The 21,488-nt window shown below is 62.7% G+C and carries 20 protein-coding genes; 10 read left to right on the top strand and 10 right to left on the bottom strand.

From position 1 onward, the window contains the following. Positions 1 to 52 precede the first annotated feature (52 nt). The 3 genes from GGQ67_RS19160 to GGQ67_RS19150 all read right to left on the bottom strand — a co-directional run bounded on the left by GGQ67_RS19160 (position 53) and on the right by GGQ67_RS19150 (position 2,084). On the bottom strand, positions 53 to 424 hold the full coding sequence (locus GGQ67_RS19160) for a hypothetical protein (RefSeq protein ID WP_183901731.1): 372 nt from the start codon (positions 422 to 424) through the stop codon (positions 53 to 55). A gap of 109 nt (positions 425 to 533) precedes the next feature. Continuing rightward, the gene (locus GGQ67_RS19155) at positions 534 to 740 is read right to left on the bottom strand and encodes a hypothetical protein (protein WP_425503806.1); all 207 of its coding nucleotides are present in this window, start codon (positions 738 to 740) and stop codon (positions 534 to 536) included. A 222-nt stretch (positions 741 to 962) separates the two neighbouring features. Continuing rightward, positions 963 to 2,084 (bottom strand): glycoside hydrolase family 25 protein, encoded by a 1,122-nt coding sequence (locus tag GGQ67_RS19150; protein WP_183901728.1) that lies wholly within the window; start codon positions 2,082 to 2,084, stop codon positions 963 to 965. A gap of 410 nt (positions 2,085 to 2,494) precedes the next feature. Between GGQ67_RS19150 and GGQ67_RS19145 the strand changes: the two genes are divergently transcribed. The 7 genes from GGQ67_RS19145 (at position 2,495) to GGQ67_RS19115 (ending at position 12,642) form a co-directional block, all read left to right on the top strand. Then, positions 2,495 to 3,769, top strand: coding sequence for an aspartate kinase (locus GGQ67_RS19145; protein ID WP_183901727.1), 1,275 nt, complete (start codon positions 2,495 to 2,497; stop codon positions 3,767 to 3,769). A gap of 91 nt (positions 3,770 to 3,860) precedes the next feature. Beyond that, positions 3,861 to 6,128 (top strand): phosphoenolpyruvate--protein phosphotransferase, encoded by a 2,268-nt coding sequence (ptsP, locus tag GGQ67_RS19140; RefSeq protein ID WP_183901726.1) that lies wholly within the window; start codon positions 3,861 to 3,863, stop codon positions 6,126 to 6,128. 27 nt (positions 6,129 to 6,155) lie between these two features. Then, on the top strand, positions 6,156 to 7,238 hold the full coding sequence (gene prfA / locus GGQ67_RS19135) for a peptide chain release factor 1 (protein WP_183901725.1): 1,083 nt from the start codon (positions 6,156 to 6,158) through the stop codon (positions 7,236 to 7,238). Beyond that, positions 7,235 to 8,134, top strand: coding sequence for a peptide chain release factor N(5)-glutamine methyltransferase (gene prmC, locus GGQ67_RS19130; protein ID WP_183901724.1), 900 nt, complete (start codon positions 7,235 to 7,237; stop codon positions 8,132 to 8,134). Before prfA ends, prmC begins: the two co-directional genes overlap by 4 nt. Positions 8,135 to 8,459: 325 nt before the next feature. Then, a complete protein-coding gene (locus GGQ67_RS19125; protein WP_183901723.1) occupies positions 8,460 to 9,371 on the top strand; it encodes a DUF4167 domain-containing protein in 912 nt (303 codons plus the stop codon). A gap of 338 nt (positions 9,372 to 9,709) precedes the next feature. Continuing rightward, complete coding sequence (locus GGQ67_RS19120) at positions 9,710 to 11,467, top strand: methyl-accepting chemotaxis protein (RefSeq protein ID WP_183901722.1); 1,758 nt, start codon at positions 9,710 to 9,712, stop codon at positions 11,465 to 11,467. Between the two features lie 458 nt (positions 11,468 to 11,925). Further along, positions 11,926 to 12,642 carry a hypothetical protein gene (locus GGQ67_RS19115; protein ID WP_183901721.1) on the top strand — a complete coding sequence of 239 codons (717 nt, stop codon included), beginning with the start codon at positions 11,926 to 11,928 and terminating at the stop codon, positions 12,640 to 12,642. Positions 12,643 to 12,758: 116 nt separating this feature from the next. On the opposite strand, the gene GGQ67_RS19110 is transcribed toward GGQ67_RS19115, so the two are convergent. Then, positions 12,759 to 13,535, bottom strand: a complete 777-nt coding sequence (locus GGQ67_RS19110) for a DUF3108 domain-containing protein (protein WP_183901720.1) — start codon at positions 13,533 to 13,535, stop codon at positions 12,759 to 12,761. A gap of 257 nt (positions 13,536 to 13,792) precedes the next feature. On the opposite strand from GGQ67_RS19110, the gene rpmB reads away from it, so the two are divergent. Together rpmB and GGQ67_RS19100 are read left to right on the top strand one after the other, a co-directional pair. Further along, a complete protein-coding gene (rpmB, locus tag GGQ67_RS19105; RefSeq protein WP_026283561.1) occupies positions 13,793 to 14,092 on the top strand; it encodes a 50S ribosomal protein L28 in 300 nt (99 codons plus the stop codon). A gap of 115 nt (positions 14,093 to 14,207) precedes the next feature. Next, positions 14,208 to 14,846, top strand: a complete 639-nt coding sequence (locus GGQ67_RS19100; RefSeq protein ID WP_183901719.1) for a queuosine precursor transporter — start codon at positions 14,208 to 14,210, stop codon at positions 14,844 to 14,846. Between the two features lie 32 nt (positions 14,847 to 14,878). Here the strand turns inward: GGQ67_RS19100 and GGQ67_RS19095 are convergent, their stop codons facing one another. The 5 genes from GGQ67_RS19095 to GGQ67_RS19075 form a co-directional block, all read right to left on the bottom strand. Then, complete coding sequence (locus GGQ67_RS19095; RefSeq protein WP_183901718.1) at positions 14,879 to 15,616, bottom strand: LssY C-terminal domain-containing protein; 738 nt, start codon at positions 15,614 to 15,616, stop codon at positions 14,879 to 14,881. 60 nt (positions 15,617 to 15,676) lie between these two features. Continuing rightward, on the bottom strand, positions 15,677 to 16,645 hold the full coding sequence (locus GGQ67_RS19090; RefSeq protein WP_246400244.1) for an esterase-like activity of phytase family protein: 969 nt from the start codon (positions 16,643 to 16,645) through the stop codon (positions 15,677 to 15,679). A 51-nt stretch (positions 16,646 to 16,696) separates the two neighbouring features. Further along, on the bottom strand, positions 16,697 to 18,598 hold the full coding sequence (gene cobT, locus GGQ67_RS19085; RefSeq protein ID WP_183901716.1) for a cobaltochelatase subunit CobT: 1,902 nt from the start codon (positions 18,596 to 18,598) through the stop codon (positions 16,697 to 16,699). A gap of 12 nt (positions 18,599 to 18,610) precedes the next feature. Further along, positions 18,611 to 19,603: a cobaltochelatase subunit CobS gene (cobS, locus tag GGQ67_RS19080; RefSeq protein WP_018901558.1), complete on the bottom strand. Its 993-nt coding sequence runs from the start codon at positions 19,601 to 19,603 to the stop codon at positions 18,611 to 18,613. A gap of 309 nt (positions 19,604 to 19,912) precedes the next feature. Beyond that, positions 19,913 to 20,527 (bottom strand): J domain-containing protein, encoded by a 615-nt coding sequence (locus GGQ67_RS19075; protein ID WP_183901715.1) that lies wholly within the window; start codon positions 20,525 to 20,527, stop codon positions 19,913 to 19,915. Between the two features lie 105 nt (positions 20,528 to 20,632). On the opposite strand from GGQ67_RS19075, the gene GGQ67_RS19070 reads away from it, so the two are divergent. Continuing rightward, positions 20,633 to 20,914, top strand: coding sequence for a BolA family protein (locus GGQ67_RS19070; RefSeq protein ID WP_183901714.1), 282 nt, complete (start codon positions 20,633 to 20,635; stop codon positions 20,912 to 20,914). 58 nt (positions 20,915 to 20,972) lie between these two features. Here GGQ67_RS19070 and GGQ67_RS19065 read toward each other — a convergent pair whose 3' ends face one another. Then, on the bottom strand, positions 20,973 to 21,455 hold the full coding sequence (locus tag GGQ67_RS19065) for a DUF2938 domain-containing protein (RefSeq protein WP_183901713.1): 483 nt from the start codon (positions 21,453 to 21,455) through the stop codon (positions 20,973 to 20,975). Between the last annotated feature and the right edge of the window lie 33 nt (positions 21,456 to 21,488).

Here is a 21,488-nt window from a genome sequence, read left to right as displayed (position 1 = left end):
CTGCCCGTTTCCCGGGCGTGGCGCAACTGCGTCTTTCGGGCGTTCGGCGCTGCTAGAGTTCAGTGCATGTCAGCTCGACCGCGCCTCTGTTGTTCCAGTACATCCACGGAATGTCGTTTGCGCAGCAGTACAGGATGCCGTCTCGCGGGGCGGTCCAGGATTTCAGGCTCTCGCCGATGACAAAGGCCGTCGCCTTGTCCTTGTCGATGGCGCCGACAAGGACGAACCACGGTTTGTCGGGCATGATCTTGCATTTCGCAACTGGCTGAAGCCACGGGCTTTCATAGCCATTCGCGCTCTTCTTGATATACCAATCCGTCCATTTGCCCGATGCCTTGAACGTGTAGGTCGCGCCTTGCCTGAGGTCGCAGACCCGCGTCCAGCGTTCGTCCGCCGGGATGGATTTCGTTATTGTGAATGGCATGATGACATCTCTCCACGATGCGCAGCCGCAAGCGGAAAGATTAGTTGTATTTTGCAATGATGCAACAATTAATTGTATGGAAGCCGGTTTTGCCGCCGGGCCGCGATGATCAGCCCTGCGGTGCCGTGTCCTGCTTGGCCGAAGCTGCGTGGGCTTCGAGAATTGCCGCGGCTATGACCTTGCGCAACTCGTATACGAGGGATCGAGACCGCTTGCGATCCAGATCCTGGGCCGCCTTGGCAAGACTTAGCCCCTCGTTCAAAACAATGTGATGGGCGCGTGCAAGTGCCCAAGTCTCAATATCAGGATTTCTCATTCGGAATCTCCGCCAAATCATTCAGCTTCAAAGATTTTCGCGAATCAACTTACGCCGCATACTTACAATCAAAGAAGAATCACACTTACATTTGGTTGGAAATATCCGCATTACCCGATTTTTAGTAGTGTGGCATATTTGTAGCTGCCGGCGGCCCCGGTTTAGCGCCAGAGTTGCGTCTGATTGCTGCCGTTTTCTCTCTAGGTGGAACTTGCGGGGGCGTCAGTCGTTGGCCGCCATCATCCCGTTGCTGGGGCGCCCGGCGGACCAGCGCATCCATTGATCCGGGCTGCCGTTGAACACGTTGAGATCGATCTTGCCCTCGACGCCGTGCGACAGGCCCGAGCCGGAATACTGCCAGAAGACCCACTTGCGGCCGGGATAGCGCTTGGACGGATGAGCGGCGACGGAACGCAGCCAGAAAGGATAGTTCTGGAAGGCGCCCTGCAGGTTGTCGGCATAGAAATCGGGCGCGGTATAGATGACCGGGCGCTTGCCGTAGTAGTTCTCGAGCTTGTCCATGAAGACCTGCATCTTTTCCAGCACGGTTTCACGCGTGGGGCGACGCTTGCAGGCGGATTCGCCGTTCCACTCGACGTCGATGACCGGCGGCAGGGCGTCGGGATCGCGCGGAACGTTGCGGATGAACCAGTCCGCCTGTTCGCCCGCCGTGCGGCACCAGTAGAAGAAGTGATAGGCGCCGCGCCTCAGACCGGCATCCTTGGCCTTGCGCCAGTTGGTCTTGAACATGGGATCGAGGTGGTCGCCGCCGTCGGTCGCCTTGATATAGGCGAAGTTGGCGCCCTGCGTGCGCAGCTTGGGCCAGTCGATATCGCCCTGCCAGCGCGAGACGTCGACGCCGTGAACGGGGAGCTTCTGCGGTGAGGCGGAGCCGAAGTTGATCGGCTTGGCATCGCGGAACTGGCGGCCGTAGAGCTTGCTGCGGGTGCGCGGCTGGCCCGTTTCATCCATATCGGGAAGATCGGGTCGCTGCACGGCGGGTTCCGCGAGCGGCGGACGCGCCGGTGGCACCATCATCGCTGTCATCGGGCGCTCGGCAGGAAGCGGCGCGCCGACGGTGCGGGTCGTCGGTTCGAAGGCCTTCGGTTCGGGGATCGGGCCGGCCCATGCCAGCACTTCCTGCGATGGAGCACCCTGCTGCCCGGACGCTCCGATATCGGCGGAGGGAATGGCCGAGGATGGAACGGCGGCGGGCGGCGCGATCGAATTCGTCGTTTCGCGCGAGGGCGCGGCCGAAGCCAGGACGTCAGGGCCCGATGTCGACGTGCAACCCGCGAGGGTCAGACAGACAAGGACGATTGCTGGCACAGCCGAAAAACGCATTGGGAACCCGTTACTCATCAAAGGACCAACGCCGAACACGCAGGCGCCAGGAACATCAAAGGGTATTGCTAACGGGAAATTACCAAAAAATGCTGAATCTAATCTTTACGCCCGAAAATGTGCGAAGGCGGGGCGGGGGCCGAGATTGTCATGCCCATGTCACAATGCGCCCGGCCTTGCCTGCGCGGGCTGCAAATTGCGCGCGCAATCGAGGCCGTCATTCTCCTTTCTCCACCTTGCCACCCCCTCACAAACTCGTTAAGAGACGCCGCAACTTGGGCCCTTGGGCGCAGGGCTTTAGAAGGGTTCCAGAAACTCCCAATTCCGGCTCTTCGGCTTGCTGCTTCCAAGGCTTCGTCGTGCCGGGTCTGGCGTTCGTCTCTCCCGGCGGTTTGCTGTGGTAGAGGCTTATGGCACGCATCGTAATGAAGTTCGGCGGAACATCCGTCGCTGACCTGGACCGTATCAAGAACGTTGCCCGCCACGTCAAACGCGAGGTCGATGCCGGTCATGAAGTGGCCGTCGTCGTTTCCGCCATGTCGGGCAAGACAAACGAGCTGGTCGGCTGGGTGCAGAACACGCCGAAGGTCGTCGGCGCAAGCTCGCCTTTCTATGATGCCCGCGAATATGACGCCATCGTCGCCTCCGGCGAGCAGGTGACGTCGGGTCTGCTCGCCATCGCGCTGCAGGCCATGGACGTCAACGCCCGCTCCTGGCAGGGCTGGCAGATCCCGATCCGCACGGACAACGCGCATGGCGCGGCCCGCATCCTCGAGATCGACGGCTCGGAAATGATCAAGCGCATGGGCGAGGGCCAGGTGGCCGTCATCGCCGGCTTCCAGGGTCTCGGCCCCGACAACCGCATCGCGACGCTTGGCCGTGGCGGCTCGGATACGTCGGCGGTGGCAATCGCCGCCGCCGTCAAGGCCGACCGCTGCGACATCTATACCGACGTCGACGGCGTCTACACGACCGATCCGCGTATCGTGCCGCAGGCGCGTCGCCTGAAGAAGATCGCCTTCGAGGAAATGCTCGAAATGGCGTCGCTCGGCGCCAAGGTCCTGCAGGTTCGCTCGGTCGAGCTTGCCATGGTGCACAAGGTGCGCACCTTCGTGCGTTCGTCTTTTGAAGATCCCGATGCTCCGGGCATGGGTGATTTCTTGAATCCGCCCGGAACGCTGATTTGTGACGAGGAAGAAATCGTGGAACAGGAAGTAGTCACCGGCATCGCCTATGCCAAGGATGAAGCGCAGATCTCGCTTCGCCGTCTTGCCGACCGTCCGGGCGTCTCCGCCGCGATCTTCGGACCGCTGGCCGAGAACCACATCAATGTCGACATGATCGTCCAGAACATCTCCGAAGATGGCTCGAAGACCGACATGACCTTCACCGTGCCGTCGGGCGACGTGGACAAGGCCATCAAGGTGCTCGGCGAGCACAAGGACAAGATCGGCTACGACGTCGTGCAGAACGAATCGGGCCTGGTCAAGGTGTCGGTCATCGGCATCGGCATGCGCAGCCATGCCGGCGTGGCGGCGACCGCTTTCAAGGCACTTGCCGATAAAGGCATCAACATCAAGGCGATCACGACCTCGGAGATCAAGATTTCCATCCTGATCGACGGTCCTTATGCGGAACTCGCTGTCAGGACTTTGCATTCCTGCTACGGTCTGGATAAGAACTGATTCCCAGCAGGCTCGCCGCGCGTAAAAGTTGATTGGTGGCGCGGCTGTCTGCCGGGCCACCTTGCTTTCTGTTTTTGGAGCTTGAGACGCAATGAGAGACCTTTCCGGCGGTCCGCGCGTGCTGCTCAAGCGGCTGCGCGAGTTGATGGCGGAGCCGCTGGAGCCACAGGAGCGTCTTGACCGGATCGTTCGCCAGATCGCCAGCAACATGGTGGCGGAGGTTTGCTCCGTCTACGTGCTGCGTTCCGACGGCGTGCTCGAACTCTATGCAACCGAAGGTCTGAACCGCGAAGCCGTCCACCTGGCGCAGCTGAAGATGGGGCAGGGCCTCGTCGGCACCATCGCCGCATCGGCCGCCCCCCTCAATCTCTCCGACGCGCAATCGCACCCGGCCTTCCGCTACCTGCCGGAGACGGGCGAAGAGATCTACCATTCCTTCCTCGGCGTGCCGATCCTGCGCGCCGGCCGCTCGCTCGGCGTTCTCGTCGTGCAGAACAAGGCCAGCCGCAACTATCGCGACGAGGAGCTGGAAGCGCTCGAAACGACGGCCATGGTGCTGGCCGAGATGATCGCCACCGGCGAGCTGAAGAAGCTCACCAAGCCGGGGCTCGAGCTCGATCTTACCCGCTCCGTCACCATCGACGGCGACACCTATAACGAAGGTATCGGGCTCGGCTATGTCGTGCTGCACGAGCCGCGCATCGTCGTCACCAATCTGCTCAACGACGACGCCGACAAGGAAATCCGCCGGCTTGCCGAAGCGCTGGGTTCGCTGCGTATCTCGATCGACGATCTGCTCTCGCAGCGCGACGTCTCGATGGAGGGCGAGCATCGCGAGGTGCTCGAGACCTACCGCATGTTCGCGCATGACCAGGGATGGGTGCGCAAGCTCGAAGAGGCGATCCGCAACGGCCTGACGGCGGAAGCCGCGGTCGAAAAAGTGCAGAGCGATACCAAGGCGCGGATGATGCGCCTGACGGACCCCTATCTGCGCGAGCGGATGCACGATTTCGAGGATCTGGCGAACCGCCTGCTGCGCCAGCTGACCGGATACACCGGCCGCACCGCGGGCGATGGCTTCCCGGGTGACGCGATCATCCTGGCGCGCGCCATGGGTGCCGCCGAACTGCTCGATTATCCGCGCGCCAATGTGCGCGGCCTGGTGCTCGAAGAGGGCGCCGTGACCAGCCATGTGGTGATCGTGGCGCGTGCCATGGGCATTCCCGTCATCGGCCAGGCGGCCGGGATCGTGGCGCTGGCCGACAACGGCGACGCCGTGATCATCGACAGCGATGGCGGCCATGTGCATCTGCGGCCGCTGCCGGAGCATCAGCGCTCCTACGAGGAGAAGGTGCGCTTCCGCGCCCGCCGGCAGGAGCAGTTCCGGGCGCTGCGCGCGGTCGAGCCTTTGACCAAGGACGGGCAGCGCGTGTCGCTGCAGATGAATGCCGGCCTGCTGGTCGACCTGCCGCAACTGTCGGAATCGGGCGCCGAGGGCATCGGGCTGTTCCGCACCGAGCTGCAGTTCATGATCGCCTCCACGCTTCCCAAGGCGGAAGAGCAGGAGCAGTTTTACCGCAACGTCCTGAAGCAGGCCGCCGGCCGGTCCGTGACCTTCCGCACACTCGACATCGGCGGCGACAAGGTCGTGCCCTATTTCCGCGGTCATGAGGAAGAGAACCCGGCGCTTGGCTGGCGGGCGATCCGCCTTTCGCTCGATCGCCCCGGCCTCTTGCGCACGCAGCTGCGCGCCATGCTGAAGGCCGCCGCCGGCATGGAATTGAAGCTGATGGTGCCGATGGTGACCGAGGTATCGGAAATCACCGCGGTGCGCGAATTGCTGCAGAAGGAAGTGCAGCGCCTGTCGCGCTTCGGCCACGGGCTGCCGCGCAAGCTGCAGTTCGGTGCCATGCTGGAAGTGCCGGCGCTGCTGTGGCAGCTGGACGAACTGATGGCGGCGGTCGACTTCGTGTCGGTCGGGTCCAACGATCTGTTCCAGTTCTCGATGGCGGTTGACCGTGGCAATGCGCGGGTCTCCGATCGTTTCGACACGCTGGACAAGCCCTTCCTGCGCATCCTGCGCGATATCGTGCGGGCAGGCGAGCGCAACAATACACAGGTGACACTCTGCGGCGAGCTGGCGGGCAAGCCGATTTCGGCCATGGCGCTGCTTGGGATCGGTTTCCGTTCGGTGTCGATGTCGCCGGCCGCGATCGGTCCGGTCAAGGCCATGCTGCTCGGCCTCGATGTCGGCGCGCTGTCCAAGGCGATGCACGAGGCGCTCGACGACACGACGACGCCGACATCGATGCGCGAACTGCTTGCCCATTTCGCCGAAACACACAACATCCCTCTGTAACCAGAGACAAACAGAATTGGAGTGAGGGTGGCGAAGCTTCCCGTTGAAAAGATGCGCGAGCTGGAACGCCGCTTCGGCGAGATCGAAGCGCGCATGTCGGCCGGCCCTTCGGCCGACGTCTACGTCAAGCTTGCCTCCGAATATTCCGAGCTGCAGCCCGTCGTGACCAAGATCCGCGCCTATGAGAAGGCGCTGTCGGAGCTTGCCGATCTCGAGACGCTGCTGGATGACAAGTCCGTCGACCGCGAGATGCGGGACATGGCCGAGATGGAGCTTCCCGAGGTCAAGGAGCGGATCGAGGCGCTGGAACAGGAAATCCAGATCCTGCTGCTGCCCAAGGACGCGGCCGACGAGAAGAGCGCCATCCTCGAAATCCGCGCCGGCACCGGTGGCTCGGAGGCGGCGCTGTTCGCGGGCGACCTGTTTCGCATGTATGAGCGCTATGCTGCGGCACACGGCTGGAAGGTCGAGGTTCTCTCGTCCAGCGAGGGCGAAGCCGGCGGCTTCAAGGAAATCATCGCGACGATCACCGGCAAGGGCGTGTTCGCCAAGCTGAAGTTCGAGTCCGGCGTGCACCGTGTGCAGCGCGTGCCGGAGACGGAAGCGGGCGGGCGTATTCATACGTCGGCGGCGACCGTTGCCGTGCTGCCCGAGGCCGAGGAGATCGATATCGAGATCCGCGCCGAGGATATCCGCATCGACACCATGCGCTCGTCAGGCGCCGGCGGCCAGCACGTCAACACGACCGACTCGGCCGTGCGCATCACCCACCTGCCGACCGGCATCGTCGTCACCAGCTCCGAGAAATCGCAGCACCAGAACCGCGCCAAGGCGATGCAGGTCCTGCGGTCGCGTCTCTACGACGCCGAGCGCCAGCGCGCCGACAGCGAGCGCTCCGCCGATCGCAAGAGCCAGGTCGGCTCCGGCGACCGCTCCGAGCGCATCCGCACCTATAATTTCCCGCAGGGGCGCGTCACCGACCACCGCATCAACCTGACGCTCTACAAGCTCGACCGGATGATGGTGGGCGAAATCGACGAGATCGTCGATGCGCTGATGGCCGACTACCAGGCGAGCCAGCTGTCGCAGCTTGGCGAGCAGCAGCCATGAGCGAGAAGGGGAAACAGGTCGGTGCGACGGTTTCCCAGCTTCTGGCCGAGGCGCGGCGACGGTTCACCGAGGCCGGCGTGGCCGATCCGGCCGCCGATGCGCGTGTGCTGATCGCGGGGTTGCTCGATCTGACGACGACCGGGATGCTGACCCGGGGCAACGATCTGGTCGAGGATGCGGCCGTCTCGCGGATCGAGGACGCGATCGTGCGCAGGCTGGCGCATGAGCCGGTGCATCGCATCCTGGGCGAGCGGGAGTTCTACGGCCTGCCTTTGTCGCTTTCGGCGGAGACGCTGGAGCCGAGGCCGGATACGGAAATTCTCGTCGATACCATGCTTCCTTATATGAGAGACCTTGCGGGTAAGCATGGTAATCTCCATATGCTGGATATGGGAACGGGAACCGGGGCTATATGCCTCGCGCTGCTCAAGGAATGTCCCGAGGCATCGGGCACGGGGAGCGACATCTCGGTCGACGCGCTGAAGACGGCGCAATCCAACGCGGAAAGAAACGGGCTGCAAAAGCGCTTCAAGGCGGTGCGGTCCAGCTGGTTTCAGGACATAGACGGGATGTTTCACGTCATTGTCTCAAATCCGCCCTATATAGCGTCCAGTGTCGTTGACACTCTTGCTCCCGAAGTGACAAAATTTGATCCGGCCGCCGCACTGGATGGCGGCATGGATGGGCTTGACGCCTACCGCGCGATTGCCAAGGATGCCGCAAGGTTCATGCATCCCGACGGTGTTATAGGGCTTGAGATCGGCTTCGATCAGCGAACTGACGTGACCGAGGTTTTTGAGGCGGAAGGCTTCAGATGCCTGGAATCGGTGAAGGATTACGGCCACAACGACCGTGTGCTCGTGTTCGCCCGTCACTTGTTGGCAACAAGTGGCTGAATAGACTAGTCCATTGGTGTCATTGCGAAGAAAAGGCTTGGATTTAAACGGGAAGCAATATAGGTTGCCCCCACGTATTGGAGAGATAGGTCAGAACGATCGTTCGTTCGAAGCTAGCTCGGCCTCGGGGGTCCACTCTCTTAAACGAGAGTTTCAAAGGTTGAAGACGACCCAATGCGTGAATCAGTCAAACTGACTTGAGAACAAGCGGCAGGTTGGCGCAAAGGCGCATTATGCTTGCGGCACGAATACCCTGAGTCGGACGAACGACCACGGTTGACGGTGCCATCACTCCACACAAACAGAGAATTCAGGTGAACGATCGATGAGGCCAGGACAGCAGAACAAACGCGGTCGCGGGCGTACCAACAACAACGGCGGCGGCGGCGGAAATAACAATAACAATAACAACAATTTCAACCGCAAGGGCGGCAACCCGCTGACGCGGACCTACGACAGCTCCGGCCCAGACGTGAAGATCCGCGGCACCGCGCAGCACATCGCCGAAAAGTATTCGCAGCTCGGTCGCGACGCGCAGAGCTCCGGCGACCGTGTCATGGCTGAAAACTACCTGCAGCACGCCGAACACTACTACCGCATCATTGCCGCCGCACAGGCGCAGATGCAGGAACGCTTCCAGCGCGACGACCGCGGCGAATTCGACCGCGACGGCAGTGAGCGTGATGGCGACGAAATGGATGGCGGCGACAACGACGACGTCGTGGTCGTTCAGCCTCCGCGCCAGCAGCAGGAGCACCAGCAGCGCCGCAACAACGATGAGCAGCCGCGCCGTCAGAACGACGAGCAGCAGGGCCGCCGTTCGGACGAGCGCCGCTTCAACAACGAGCAGCGCCAGCGCCGCGACGAAGAGCAGCCGCGCCGTCAGAACGACGAGCAGCCGCGCAGCGAAGAGCAGCCCCAGCCGCAGCCGCGCGCCGAGGAGCAGCCCCGCAGCGAAGAGCGCCCGGCTCGCCAGCCCCGCCGCCGCGAAGAGCGCCCGGCACCGGTTGCAGCCGCCCAGCCCGAAGTGATCGACGGTACCGGCCCGCAGCCTGATATCGAAGGCATTCCGGCCGAAGTGTCGATGGACGAGGAAAGCGGTGCGGCAACGACCCGCCAGCCGCGCCGTCGCGCCGCTACCCCGCGTCCCCGTCGTCCGCGTCGTGGCGAAGGCGAAGCGGCTGGTGAAGGCGATGCCGGCGAAGCGCCAGCCTTGGCAGACGCTGCTTCGGAGTAAGCCGTTAGGGCCTGAAAATTGGATATGTTTGAAGAGGGCGTCCTGGTGGCGCCCTTTTTCATTGGCGGGTCGTCGGCGGGTGAGGCAGTCCTTGAAATATAAGAAATACACTATGAGTTTTCACAGGGATGCAACCTTAAATTAGATATTCGTTGTATACTGAACATTAACTCTCGCGGAATGATCATCGGTTGTGAGAGCTTCGGTGATTGCGATCTGAGATAGTTGTTATTTTCCCTCAGGATTTGCCCATACTTTGTCGGAAACGCGCGTTCCCCGATGTCTCTTTCAACAAGACGCAACGCCAGTGGATGGCGTCGCAGGCAAAGGGGACGGGAATGTTCGGTCTGGCATCTGATGCGGGATATATCCTCGGCGCGATTTCAAAATCGCAAGCAATCATCGAGTTCGATCTGAAGGGCAACGTGCTGAAGGCGAACGAGAATTTCTGCAATGCTCTCGGCTATGATCTTTCCGAGATCGTCGGCAAGCACCACGCGATGTTCTGCGAACCGGCGCTGGCCGCATCGCAGGAGTATCGCGACTTCTGGGCCCGGCTCGGCCGTGGCGAATACGATGCGGGGGCCTACAAGCGGCTGGCCAAGGGTGGCCGGGAGATATGGATCCAGGCCTCCTACAATCCGGTCTTCAAGCACGGCAAGCCATTCAAGGTCGTGAAGCTCGCTTCCGACATCACGGATGCGAAGAACAAGGCGGTCGAGGATGCCGGCAAGCTGGACGCGATCTCGCGTTCGCAGGCGGTCATCGAATTCACGCCGACAGGTGAGATCATCACGGCCAACGAAAACTTCTGCAACGGTCTCGGCTACTCGCTGAATGAGATCGTGGGCAAGCATCACAGCATGTTCTGCGAGCCGTCCTATGCGCGCACCGAGGACTATGCCAGCTTCTGGCGCCGTCTGGCGGCCGGCGAGTTCATCGCCAACGAGTTCGTCCGTTACGGCAAGGGTGGCAAGGAAATCTGGATTCAGGCGGCCTACAACCCGATCACCGACGCCAATGGCCGGGTCTACAAGGTGGTGAAGTTCGCCACCGACGTGACGCAGCGCATGAGCGCCATCAGCCTGCTCGGGCAGGCGCTGCGCGGTCTCTCGGAAGGCGATCTGACGAAGACGGTCGATGCCGCCTTCGTACCATCGATGGAGCAGCTGCGACACGATTTCAACGCGACGATCGCGCGGCTCTCGGAGACCATGAAGACCGTCGGCGAGAACGCGCATGCGATCGCGGCCGGCTCCCGCGAGATCGGTGCGACGGCCGATTCCTTCTCGAAGCGCACGGAGCAGCAGGCGGCGTCCGTCGAGGAGACGGCGGCGGCGCTGGAGGAGATCACCACGACGGTCAACGATTCCAGCTACCGCGCCGACGAGGCCGGCAAGCTGGTGTCCCAGACCAAGCAGGGAGCGGAGCAATCCGGCCAGGTGGTGCGCAACGCGGTGGCGGCGATGGGCCAGATCGAGCAGTCGTCCCGGGAGATCACCAACATCATCGGCGTCATCGACGACATCGCGTTCCAGACCAATCTTCTCGCCCTCAACGCCGGTGTCGAGGCGGCGCGCGCGGGCGAGGCGGGCAAGGGCTTCGCCGTCGTGGCGCAGGAGGTGCGCGAGCTGGCGCAGCGCTCGGCAAGTGCCGCAAAGGAGATCAAGTCGCTGATCACCAAGTCCAGCGAGCAGGTTCGCAACGGCGTCGACCTGGTCGGGCAGACCGGCAAGGCGCTGGAGACCATCGTCAGCCAGGTCAACGACATCAACGTCAATGTCGCGGCGATCGTCGAAGGCTCGAGGGAGCAGGCGACGGGGTTGAAGGAGATCAATCAGGCGGTCAACCAGCTCGACCAGTCCACGCAGCAGAACGCGGCGATGGTCGAGGAGAGCACGGCGGCAAGCCACAAGCTGGCGGCGGAAGCCGAGGCGCTTCGCGGGTTGTTGGCGCAGTTCAAGCTGAGCGAGGCCTATGCGGTCAGGCCGCAGTCCAGGGCGGCGCAGAGCTCGCCGGCGCTGCATCTTGTCTCGCGGGTCGCCAGGGCGCACGGAATGGCGGCGCCCGCGGCTGACAGCTGGGAAGAATTCTGATCGTCATACCGGAATGAACGAGACGGCCGGCATCGCTTCCATGCGGTGCCGGCCGTTTCATTTTGGCGCGCGATGTAAACGATGAAATGCATATCTATAATTGCATAAATCGGCGCTTATATTCCAGAACGGGTACACATCGCCCGCCCCTGTTTCGCCTTATTCCACCTGGCCGTCTCATCCTGTTGCAATCCGTCCCATTTACGGAGGCATATGTCTCCGGTTGTGCACGTATTTTGCATTAGCTATTCATCATATGTTATCCGTTTTAAAAGGCTTACAAAACCTATGCGCGAAATACATTGAAATGTTAGAATTTACGCATATTCTTGTTTTCATGTAGAGGCGGGCTGGCTTCCACTTTCGGTTACAGACCGCCGCTTCGGGAATGCGCGCTTCCCTTCATTGGTTTCGACTGCCTGGGCATTGGGCTCCGGCAGCATCTCGTGGAGGTTGGAATGAACTTTAATGCATCGAAATACGCTGTTCTGGCCGTAAGTTGCGCCGCTTTGCTGGCTCCGCTGCCCGCGAGCGCCTTTGACGTCGGCGGCAGCAACGGACTCAGCATCGGGACCAGCAACGGGCTCAGCGTCTCGCTCGGCGGCGCCAGCGGCGTGAATGCCACCGTCGGCGGCAGCGGCTCTGTTGCAAGCGCATCGGTCGGCGGCGCCAGCGGCGTGAATGCAAACGTCGGTAGCAACTCAAGCGGTGGTCTGGGCGTCTCGGCGTCGGTCGGCGGCTCCGGCGGTGTCAGCACCAACACATCCGTCGGTGGTGGTTCCCGTGGCGGCCTCGGCGTCAGCAATACCGCCAGCGTCGGCGGATCGCGTGGGCTCAACACGGGCGTGAACGCCAATGTGGGCGGTTCGGGGCTTCTGGGGGCGAAAGCGAAGGTGGCTCTCGGTACCAACACGCTGCTGAACCTCAATCTCGGCCTGCCGGGTACCGATGATCCGCAGAACCCGAACAACCCGACCAACCCGACCAACGGCAACAATGGTACCAACGGCAGCAACGGACGCAACGGCCTGAACAACAGGCAGCTTCAGGCGTTCAACGACCTTTCGGCTGGCGATCGGGCGAAGATGAAGGTTCGGTGCAAGGACATCCTGGCCGGCGGCGGCTTCGACGGCAGCCTCGTCAAGCTCTGCAAGATGGTCATCGCGATGCGCTGACCGGCGCTGTCGCCAGAGATCGTCAGGATCAATATCGAGAACAAGGGTGCGGCATGGCTTGCCGCACCCTTCATTTGTGAAGGGGCGCCGCTTGGCGGCGAGGCCGGGCTGCTGCGTCAGCTTGCGCTGTATTTCACCGCGGTGATGGTCACCGGGCCGTACTGGGTCGGGATACGCACGAAGACTGGCGCCAAGACGTTGGCGGAGTCGGCCTTGGCGAACCAGATCTCCATGCGGCTGCTCTTGCTCAGGTACTCGATGTCGCTGCGGCCCTTCTTGTAGCCCGAGCGCGGCACGAAGCGGACGTTGCATACCGTCGCCTTGCCGGAAAAGCCTTGCGTGGAAAAATCCTTCGATCCGCTCGGAGAGAGTACCAGGTCCATGCGCATCTCGCCGTCGTAGATCGGCAGTTTCTGCGCACAGACATTGGTGTCGGCCGGGAAGATCAGGCCGGAAATGGGATCGAGCACGGCGCGCATGTCGGATGCGGGCACGTCGACCCAGTTCTTCGGCGGTTGGCGCGGCGGCTTTATCGTCGAGGAGGTGATGTTGCCGTTGGTGTAGCGGACATCGTAGGTGCGGGCGCGCTTGCCGCTCTTGTAATAGAGGAGATAGCGGGTCGCCTGCATGCGGTTGCCGCGCAGCTGGCCATCGACGCTGGTCGTGGCCGAGATGGTCGTGACGAGGTCGGCGAGGCCGGCCGAGCTGATGTCGCCGGAAACGCTATAGGTCTTGTTATCCTCGATACGGGTCATGAAGGCGGCCCGGGCGATGGTGATGATGCCGAGCGCGACCTTGTACTCCGTGCGATGCACGACCTCGGCGGCGCCCGCCGGCACGGCCATCAGGCCCGCCAGGGCGGAGATGAGAATGCGTTTGCTCCAGTGAGCCATGAATTCAACCTTGTTCGGTGCGCTGGTCAGATCACGAGATGCCGTCTATACGCCTGTCGCGGCCTTGAGAGAACACAAGCTTTTTGACGGAATTGCGAGGCTTTTCGAGGGAATCGCCGGAAAGACCAAGGTTTGGCTTGACGCGCGCGGTCTGTCTGATTATAGAACCGCAACTTTCCAATCATGGCCTGTTGGATTGCAAGTCCGTTTTGCGCGGGCGGGCAGTTATGGCCGAGAAAAACAAGAATAGGTGTCCCATGTCCCGCATGTGCGAATTGACCGGCAAGGCAGTCCTCGTTGGCAACAATGTCAGCCATGCCAACAACAAGACCAAGCGCCGGTTCCTCCCGAACCTGTGCCAGGTTACGCTGATCTCCGACGCGCTCGGCCAGCGTTACCGTCTTCGCGTTTCGGCTGCTGCTCTGCGTACCGTCGAGCATCGCGGTGGTCTCGATGCTTTCCTGATCAAGGCAAGCGAAAACGAACTGTCGATGCGCGCTCGTCTGCTGCGCCGCCAGATCGTCAAGAAGACCGCTGAAACGGCTGTTGCTGCCTAAGCAATAACCGTCGTCTAGCTATACGGCTTCAAAAGGCTTGCACGGATAATCCCGTTCAAGCCTTTTGCTTTGCCGGATCGTCCCTCCAGCTGGTGGCATACCCCAGGATAAAAAAATGCTTCAGACGCGCTATATCATTATCTACGTCGCCCTGATGACGCTGGTCGTCGTCTCGTCGAACTTCCTCGTGCAGTTCCCGCTGAACGTCACGGTCGCCGGCGTCAATCTCGCCGACCTCCTGACCTGGGGTGCATTCACCTATCCGGTCGCCTTCCTGATCACCGATCTCACCAATCGCCAGTTCGGACCGCAGGCGGCGCGCAAGGTGGTGTTCGCCGGCTTCCTCGTCGGCGTGGCGCTCTCCTTCTTCACCTCTGTGCCGCGTATCGCGATCGCTTCGGGCACGGCCTATCTCGCCGGCCAGTTGCTCGATATCGCGCTGTTCAACCGGCTGCGTCGGCAGGCCTGGTGGCGCGCGCCGTTGATCGGCTCCCTGTTGGGCTCGATGCTCGATACGGTGATCTTCTTCTCGCTGTCGTTCGCTGCCGTCTTCGTCTTCCTCGGCCCGAACGAGCCGTTCGCGCTCGAGGCCTCGCCTGTTCTCGGCGTCTTCGCCGCCGAGGCGCCGCGCTGGATTTCCTGGGCGATCGGCGATTTCTGGGTGAAGCTGCTGGTCGGTCTCGTGATGCTTCTGCCCTACGGTGCGCTGATGAGCGTTCTCAGGCCGATGCAGGGCGCCCGCGCGGCCGGCTGAGCCAGCCCACAATCGATGTGGACGGCACCCCCTTACTTGCGGGTGCCGTTCCCTTCGCTGATGACCCCAACCAGCGCCTTGCCGTCGGTGAAATAGGGGTCTCCGCCGCCGTTGCGGCCGGTCCTGGTGGCGCCGATGCCGGGGATCTCGTATGTCGACGACAACTGGCCCGCTTTCATCAGATCGCCGATTGTCAGGTCCCGTTCCGCGTCGACATCCGGTCCGATATGGTGGGTGATCTGCCCGGTGTCGTGGCTGAAGCCGACACCGCGGTCGAAGCTCGCCGAGCCCAGCCAGATCGGCCGGCCGTCCTTCGCCACCTCCTTCGTCATCCAGAAACGGACGTGATTGCGCTCGTCGGCGCTGGTGCCGACCGCCTGCTCGAAGGCGAGATCCTGCTTGCGTCCCTCGAATTTGAGCGGGCTGACCGGCGCATCGAGATCGGGCCGGTCGAGGACGACGCTGAGGCCGATCTCGGCCGAGGTCTTGAGCGTGATCTTGTCGGCCGGGTCCCAGCCGGCGGCGGCGAAGGCGCGGATGACCTGTTCCTTCGTCCCCACCAGCCCGACATTGATGGGATCGCCGGGGATATCCTGCTCCGTGGTCGTCACCATCGGGCCGAACTGAACCACGCGGCCCTCGTCGCGCAGGATCCACATCTCAGGCAGGACGACATAGGCAAGCAGCAGATAGGCGGCGATCAGCAGCAGGAGGCCGCTCGTCGCCTTGCGCGTCCTGGTTCGTCGTCGCGTTGCGGCCCGGTTCTTCATCCCCGTCTCCCCGGCCCGCAATCTACAGCAAGACGGCTGATCGGGCGAGATAGAGGCCGTCTACTCGACCAGCCGGAATTCCAGCATCAGACTGCGCTGCAGGATCGAGTGGTTGTCGTCGGAGACCAGGACGACACGGATGGTTCCATCGGCGGCGGTGAAGGCGTCGATGCCTTCCATATTGTCGATCTGGTAGCCGAAATCCGCCTGCAGCAGAATTTCGCCGTCGATCACGGCGCCGGGCTTGATATCGGCCGACTTGATGCGGCGGATGCGCATCCCCACGCCCGCGGCCATGTTGAAGCGGCGCTCCAGCAATAAAAGGTCGCCATTGGGCAGGAAGGTGCCGTCGGTGGCGTCGAAGTCGCCGTAATGCGCGAGCGCCAGCGTGCCCTTCAGCGGGCCGTCGAGAATGGCGGCGTAGGCATTGCCATCATCGTCCAGGCTGCGTTCGGCGACGATCAGCGTGCCGCCCTTCAGCGGGCTCGACGCGGGCGCCACGGCGATCGTCTCGAAGCCGCGATTGGCGCGCAGCACGCTGCGGGGGAAGGGGATCGTCTTTCCCTCGATGGCGCGGGAGGTTTCGAAACCGGGATCGGGATAGCTATCGACGCGATGCAGCTGTTCGAAGGAGACCAGTACGCGATCCTTCGCCAGCGCGAGCCCCTCGGCGTCCATGAAGCCCTTGCCCTCGAAGGTCTTGCCGGCGCGGTCGCGCATCGGCGTGATCTCGACATCGGCGAGGCCCGAGAGCTTGCCCGCGGCATCGCGCTCGACACGGCCGGTCATCCAGTGGCCGGTGTCCAGCACGGCGACGAACCGTGCCGGGTCCTCCTTGAAGCGGATCGAGGACATCGAGCCGAACAGGCGATTGGACGAGACTATCTCCAGTCCGCCGAGAAATTCAAAAGGCCCGAACCTGGTTTCGTTCGAGCCGATCTTGAAGTCGGAAATGATGCGGCTGTCGACCTTCGCGCCGTCCGCGGCAAGCGCCGGCGGCATGCCCGCCGCCAGGACGGCGAGGATCATTGCCGCTCGAGCGATCTGCCGACGAACGAGCCGCGAAACGATCATGCGCGATCAACCGGCGCGGCGGGCGCGTCCGCCGCGCGGTTGCGCCGCCTGGTCCTCGAAGAGCGAGGCCAGCTGTTCGGTCATCGCGCCCGCGAGCTCGTCGGCATCGACGATGGTGACCGCGCGGCGATAATAGCGCGTGACGTCGTGGCCGATACCGATGGCGAGGAGCTCGACCGGAGAGCGGGTCTCGATGCGCTCGATGACAGCGCGCAGGTGGCGCTCCAGATAGTTGCCCGGATTGACCGACAGCGTCGAATCGTCGACCGGCGCGCCGTCGGAGATCATCATCAGGATCTTGCGCTGCTCGCGCCGCGCGATCAGGCGGTTATGCGCCCACATCAACGCCTCGCCGTCGATGTTTTCCTTGAGCAGGCCTTCGCGCATCATCAGGCCGAGATTGGTGCGCGAGCGGCGCCATGGGGCGTCGGCGGACTTGTAGATGATGTGGCGCAGGTCGTTGAGGCGGCCCGGCGTCTGCGGCTTGCCATTGGCGAGCCACTGTTCGCGGGCCTGTCCGCCCTTCCAGGCCTTGGTGGTGAAGCCGAGGATTTCGACCTTGACGCCGCAGCGCTCCAGCGTGCGGGCGAGAATGTCGGCGCAGGTGGCGGCAACGGTGATCGGGCGGCCGCGCATGGAGCCGGAATTGTCGATCAGAAGCGTCACGACCGTATCGCGGAACTGCGTGTCGCGCTCCTTCTTGAAGGAGAGCGCCTGGGTGGGGTCGATGATCAGGCGCGTCAGGCGGGCCGGATCGAGATAGCCCTCTTCCAGGTCGAAATCCCAGGAGCGGTTCTGCTGCGCCATCAGGCGGCGCTGCAGGCGGTTGGCGAGGCGGCCGACGGCGCCCTGGAGGTGGGCGAGCTGCTTGTCGAGGAAGGCGCGCAGGCGCTCCAGCTCGGCGGCGTCGCACAGTTCCTCGGCGGTGATCGTCTCGTCGAACTCCTCGGTGAAGACGTGGTAGTCGACCTTCTCGTTGAAATCGTCGAAGGGCGTGTTGGGACGGCGGGTCTCGCCCGGCGTCTCACTGTCGTCCTCGCCCTCTTCCTGCATGTCGTCGTCGGAGATCTCGGCGCCTTCGGTCTCGCCGTCCTCCATCTGCTCGTCGGCGACCTGGCTGTCCTCGACGGGGGCTGCATCCGAACCGGCATCGTCCTCGACATCGTCGTCGTTCTGGTCTTCGCCGCTCGGCTTGTCTTCCTCGTCCTGCTGGTCGTCGGCGTCGGGATCGCTGTCGTCGTCGCCATACTCCTCGGCCATTTCCATGGCCGTGAGCATGTTGCGGATGACCTTGGAGAAGGCCTGCTGGTCGTTGATGACGCCGGTCAGGTTCTCGAGATCCTTGCCGGCCTTGTCCTCGATGAAGGAGCGCCAGAGATCGAGCACCTTGCCGGCTGATTCCGGCGGTTTCTCGCCGGTGAGCTTCTCGCGCACCATCATGGCGACGGCTTCGCCGACGGGCGCGTCTTCCTTGCGTTCGATGCCGGAGAAATTGGCTTTGGCGTATTTTTCCGAGGTCATCGAGCGCAGATTGCTGGCGACGCCTTCCATGCGCAGCGCGCCGATCGATTCCACGCGCGCCTGCTCGACGGCGTCGAAGATGGCGCGGGCGTCGGAGCCCTGCGGCGCCATGGTCGCGTGCACCTTCTCGTCATGGCAGGCGAGACGCAGCGCCATCGAATCGCCGAGGCCGCGGGTGACCGAGAGCTCGTGCATCGTCGGACGCTTGGACAGTTCCGGCAGGCGGATGCGCTCGGCGGTCATGCCCGGCCGCTCGTTGGCGAAGGTCACCTCGACCTCGCCGTCGCCGGCGATGGCGCGCACGCTGCCGGTTATCGCCCGGCGCAGCGGCTCCACGTCGACGGGTGCACCGGGCTTTGCTTTCGAATTGTCACCACGCGCTGCCATGATCCGTTAGCCTCAGGCCTCCAGGACGATGTTGGCGGCGCTTTCCTTCAGCTCGACGCCGAAGGCGCGCTGATAGTGCTCGGCAACCAGCGGACGCTCCAGTTCGTCGCACTTGTTGAGGAAGGTGACACGGAAGGCGAAGGCGAGGTCACCGAAGATCTCGGCATTCTCGGCCCAGGTGATGACGGTACGCGGGCTCATGACGGTCGAGAGGTCGCCGTTCATGAACGAGGCGCGGGTGAGATCGGCGACGCGGACCATCTTGGAGACGGTATCGCGGCCGTTCTTGTCCTTGCCGAAGCTCTTCACCTTGGCGGCGACGATGTTCACTTCGTGTTCGTGCGGCAGGTAGTTCAGCGTCGAGATGATCGACCAGCGGTCCATCTGCGCCTGGTTGATCTGCTGCGTACCGTGATAGAGGCCGGTGGTGTCGCCGAGGCCGATCGTGTTGGCGGTGGCGAACAGGCGGAAGGCCGGGTGCGGGCGGATGACGCGGCTCTGGTCGAGCAGCGTCAGGCGGCCGGAGGATTCCAGAACGCGCTGGATGACGAACATGACATCAGGGCGGCCGGCGTCGTACTCGTCAAAGACGAGCGCGACATTGTGCTGGTAGGCCCAGGGCAGGATGCCGTCCTTGAATTCGGTGACCTGCAGGCCATCCTTGACGACGATGGCGTCCTTGCCGACGAGATCGATACGGCTGACGTGGCTGTCGAGGTTGATGCGCACGCAGGGCCAGTTGAGGCGGGCGGCGACCTGCTCGATATGCGAGGACTTGCCGGTGCCGTGATAGCCGGAAATCATCACGCGGCGATTATGAGCGAAGCCGGCGATGATGGCGAGCGTGGTTTCGCGATCGAAGAGATAGTCGGGATCGAGATCCGGAACATAGGCGCTGCCCTGGCTGTAGGCTGGAACGCGAATGTCGGAATCGATGCCGAAGACCTCCCTGACGGAAACGGTGGTGTCCGGAAGTTCCGAGATATCAAGGTCAATCTTGCTCATCATGTCTCCAAGGCGGGTGGCCGACACCCTGCCATACTGTCTCAGCTCGTTTCGCGATCATGGCGTCGCGGGTATCCCACGCGCTCATGTCTGAACGTCGGCGATGCTTCTCCGGGACTGAAACGAAACCTCGGGGACGACTTGATCACCGCCTGCGAGCATTCTTGACGATAGTCCCGGACAAGAAACGCCGCGTCCGGAAGTGGCCGAGGCGCCTGTGAGACAAACGCGAAAACGGGTGCCGCGGTTGCCTGCGGCCTCAGCCGATTTGGACCATACCCGATTGAAGACCAAGAGCAAGGACGGGAATTAACAAAAACCGTTCTGCTTTAATAATTGATAGGCCTGGATCACGGCGCGGAAGCGTTCTTCGGAACCACGATCGCCGCCGTTCGCGTCGGGATGGTGCTTCTTCACCAGTTCCTTGTATCGGCTCTTGATCTCGGCCGATGTGGCGTTGGCCGCCAGGTTCATGGTGTCGAAGGCCTTGGCCTCCAGGCTCTTCAGCTTGCGCTGTTCGGGAAAGCGCGGGCCGCTGCTCTTGTTTTCCTTGACGAAGCCGAAGGGGTCGCGAACGCGGGTGTAGGCGCCGGAGCGGATATCCGACTGGATCGGGCTATCCTTAGCCGACTTGTTGACGCCGACGGTCCAGGTCGGGCGGTGGCCCGTTATCGCTTCCTTCTGGTAGCGCGCGATCTCGCCGTCCGAGAGGCCGGAGAAATAGTTGTAGCCCTTGTTGTATTCCTTGACGTGCTCGAAGCAGAAAAGAAAGAACTGCCCCTCGGCATTGCGGCCGACAGGCGCGCGATGCGCGCCTTTCTTGTCGCAGCCGTCCCACTGACAGGTCGGGGGAGCCTGTTCTGGTTCCTGCTCGCGTTTGCGGCGGGTGCGGATGCGGTCGAAATATTTGGAATCAAGTCTCATGACGGCGCTAATTATGGGGCTCAGAATAGGTGAGGACAAGAATTGACAAACGGGAATGTTGCTGGCTTGGTGGGAACCTTTTTCGCAAGGCAGCAAGATCGGCTCATGACAGTTCAATCCTCCATCGAAGAAAAGCTCAACGCGGCATTCGCGCCGGAGCGGCTTGATGTCATCAACGAAAGCCACCTGCATGCCGGTCATCACCCCGACATCACGGGGGCTGGCGAGACCCATATGCGGGTCAGGATCGTCTCGGCGTCGTTCGCCGGCATGACACGGCTGGCGCGTCACCGGGCGATCACGGAGCTTCTGAAACCTGAACTGGATGCGGGGTTGCATGCGCTGGCGGTGGAGCCGGCGGCGCCCGGAGAGCCGGTGCGCTGGTAAGCCGACACCGCGTCATATGGGCGCGGCGCGGCGATTTCGCAAGGATGGCGGGCAGCCTCTAACGAATCAGAAGCGCCGTCGCATAGAGGCCGAAGCCGAATACGGTGTGGGCGACGAGACCGAGGAAGCGGGCCTTGGTGGGGTTCGGCGTCTTCGATGCCGCCCAGCCGATGCCGAGGCCCGGTTGCAGCAGGAACCAGCCGGCGGCGATGGTGACGATGCCCCAGATCCAGGCGGGCAGGAAGGTCGGCGCGACCAGCCAGTAAGGGCCGGTCAGGATCACCAGCATGATGCCGTAGATGATGCCGACGGCGTAGTGGAAGACCCAGCCGAGCGCGACTTCGTGCTCATAGGGCGCGGCCTTGCCGATATCGTCGTGAAAGACCGTGCCCTTGGCGAAGAGATGCCAGAGCCAGCGGCCGGGTGGTCCCCAGTTGGGCAGACCGGTGCCGGTCAGCTTGCCGAGGATGACGGCCCAGATGTCCATGAGAATGGTGGCGCCGATGCCGATGGCGATCGAGCGCCAGAGAATGTCAAACATATCAAATCCATTAGAATGCTGCCCGCCGGGCTC

This window comes from Rhizobium metallidurans (genome assembly GCF_014196505.1).
In the GTDB taxonomy this organism is placed as follows: Bacteria; Pseudomonadota; Alphaproteobacteria; order Rhizobiales; family Rhizobiaceae; genus Rhizobium; species Rhizobium metallidurans.
Note: the sequence above shows the minus strand (reverse complement) of the source record. Positions and strands in the feature narration are given on the sequence as shown.

Excerpts from the sequence above, each read along its gene's own strand:
- GGQ67_RS19160 (WP_183901731.1), bottom strand. The coding sequence starts at position 424 with ATGCCATTCACAATAACGAAATCCATCCCGGCGGACGAACGCTGGACG.
- GGQ67_RS19155 (WP_425503806.1), bottom strand. The coding sequence starts at position 740 with ATGAGAAATCCTGATATTGAGACTTGGGCACTTGCACGCGCCCATCAC.
- GGQ67_RS19150 (WP_183901728.1), bottom strand. The coding sequence starts at position 2,084 with ATGCGTTTTTCGGCTGTGCCAGCAATCGTCCTTGTCTGTCTGACCCTC.
- GGQ67_RS19145 (WP_183901727.1), top strand. The coding sequence starts at position 2,495 with ATGGCACGCATCGTAATGAAGTTCGGCGGAACATCCGTCGCTGACCTG.
- ptsP (WP_183901726.1), top strand. The coding sequence starts at position 3,861 with ATGAGAGACCTTTCCGGCGGTCCGCGCGTGCTGCTCAAGCGGCTGCGC.
- prmC (WP_183901724.1), top strand. The coding sequence starts at position 7,235 with ATGAGCGAGAAGGGGAAACAGGTCGGTGCGACGGTTTCCCAGCTTCTG.
- GGQ67_RS19125 (WP_183901723.1), top strand. The coding sequence starts at position 8,460 with ATGAGGCCAGGACAGCAGAACAAACGCGGTCGCGGGCGTACCAACAAC.
- GGQ67_RS19120 (WP_183901722.1), top strand. The coding sequence starts at position 9,710 with ATGTTCGGTCTGGCATCTGATGCGGGATATATCCTCGGCGCGATTTCA.
- GGQ67_RS19115 (WP_183901721.1), top strand. The coding sequence starts at position 11,926 with ATGAACTTTAATGCATCGAAATACGCTGTTCTGGCCGTAAGTTGCGCC.
- GGQ67_RS19110 (WP_183901720.1), bottom strand. The coding sequence starts at position 13,535 with ATGGCTCACTGGAGCAAACGCATTCTCATCTCCGCCCTGGCGGGCCTG.
- rpmB (WP_026283561.1), top strand. The coding sequence starts at position 13,793 with ATGTCCCGCATGTGCGAATTGACCGGCAAGGCAGTCCTCGTTGGCAAC.
- GGQ67_RS19100 (WP_183901719.1), top strand. The coding sequence starts at position 14,208 with ATGCTTCAGACGCGCTATATCATTATCTACGTCGCCCTGATGACGCTG.
- GGQ67_RS19095 (WP_183901718.1), bottom strand. The coding sequence starts at position 15,616 with ATGAAGAACCGGGCCGCAACGCGACGACGAACCAGGACGCGCAAGGCG.
- GGQ67_RS19090 (WP_246400244.1), bottom strand. The coding sequence starts at position 16,645 with ATGATCCTCGCCGTCCTGGCGGCGGGCATGCCGCCGGCGCTTGCCGCG.
- cobT (WP_183901716.1), bottom strand. The coding sequence starts at position 18,598 with ATGGCAGCGCGTGGTGACAATTCGAAAGCAAAGCCCGGTGCACCCGTC.
- cobS (WP_018901558.1), bottom strand. The coding sequence starts at position 19,603 with ATGAGCAAGATTGACCTTGATATCTCGGAACTTCCGGACACCACCGTT.
- GGQ67_RS19075 (WP_183901715.1), bottom strand. The coding sequence starts at position 20,527 with ATGAGACTTGATTCCAAATATTTCGACCGCATCCGCACCCGCCGCAAA.
- GGQ67_RS19070 (WP_183901714.1), top strand. The coding sequence starts at position 20,633 with ATGACAGTTCAATCCTCCATCGAAGAAAAGCTCAACGCGGCATTCGCG.
- GGQ67_RS19065 (WP_183901713.1), bottom strand. The coding sequence starts at position 21,455 with ATGTTTGACATTCTCTGGCGCTCGATCGCCATCGGCATCGGCGCCACC.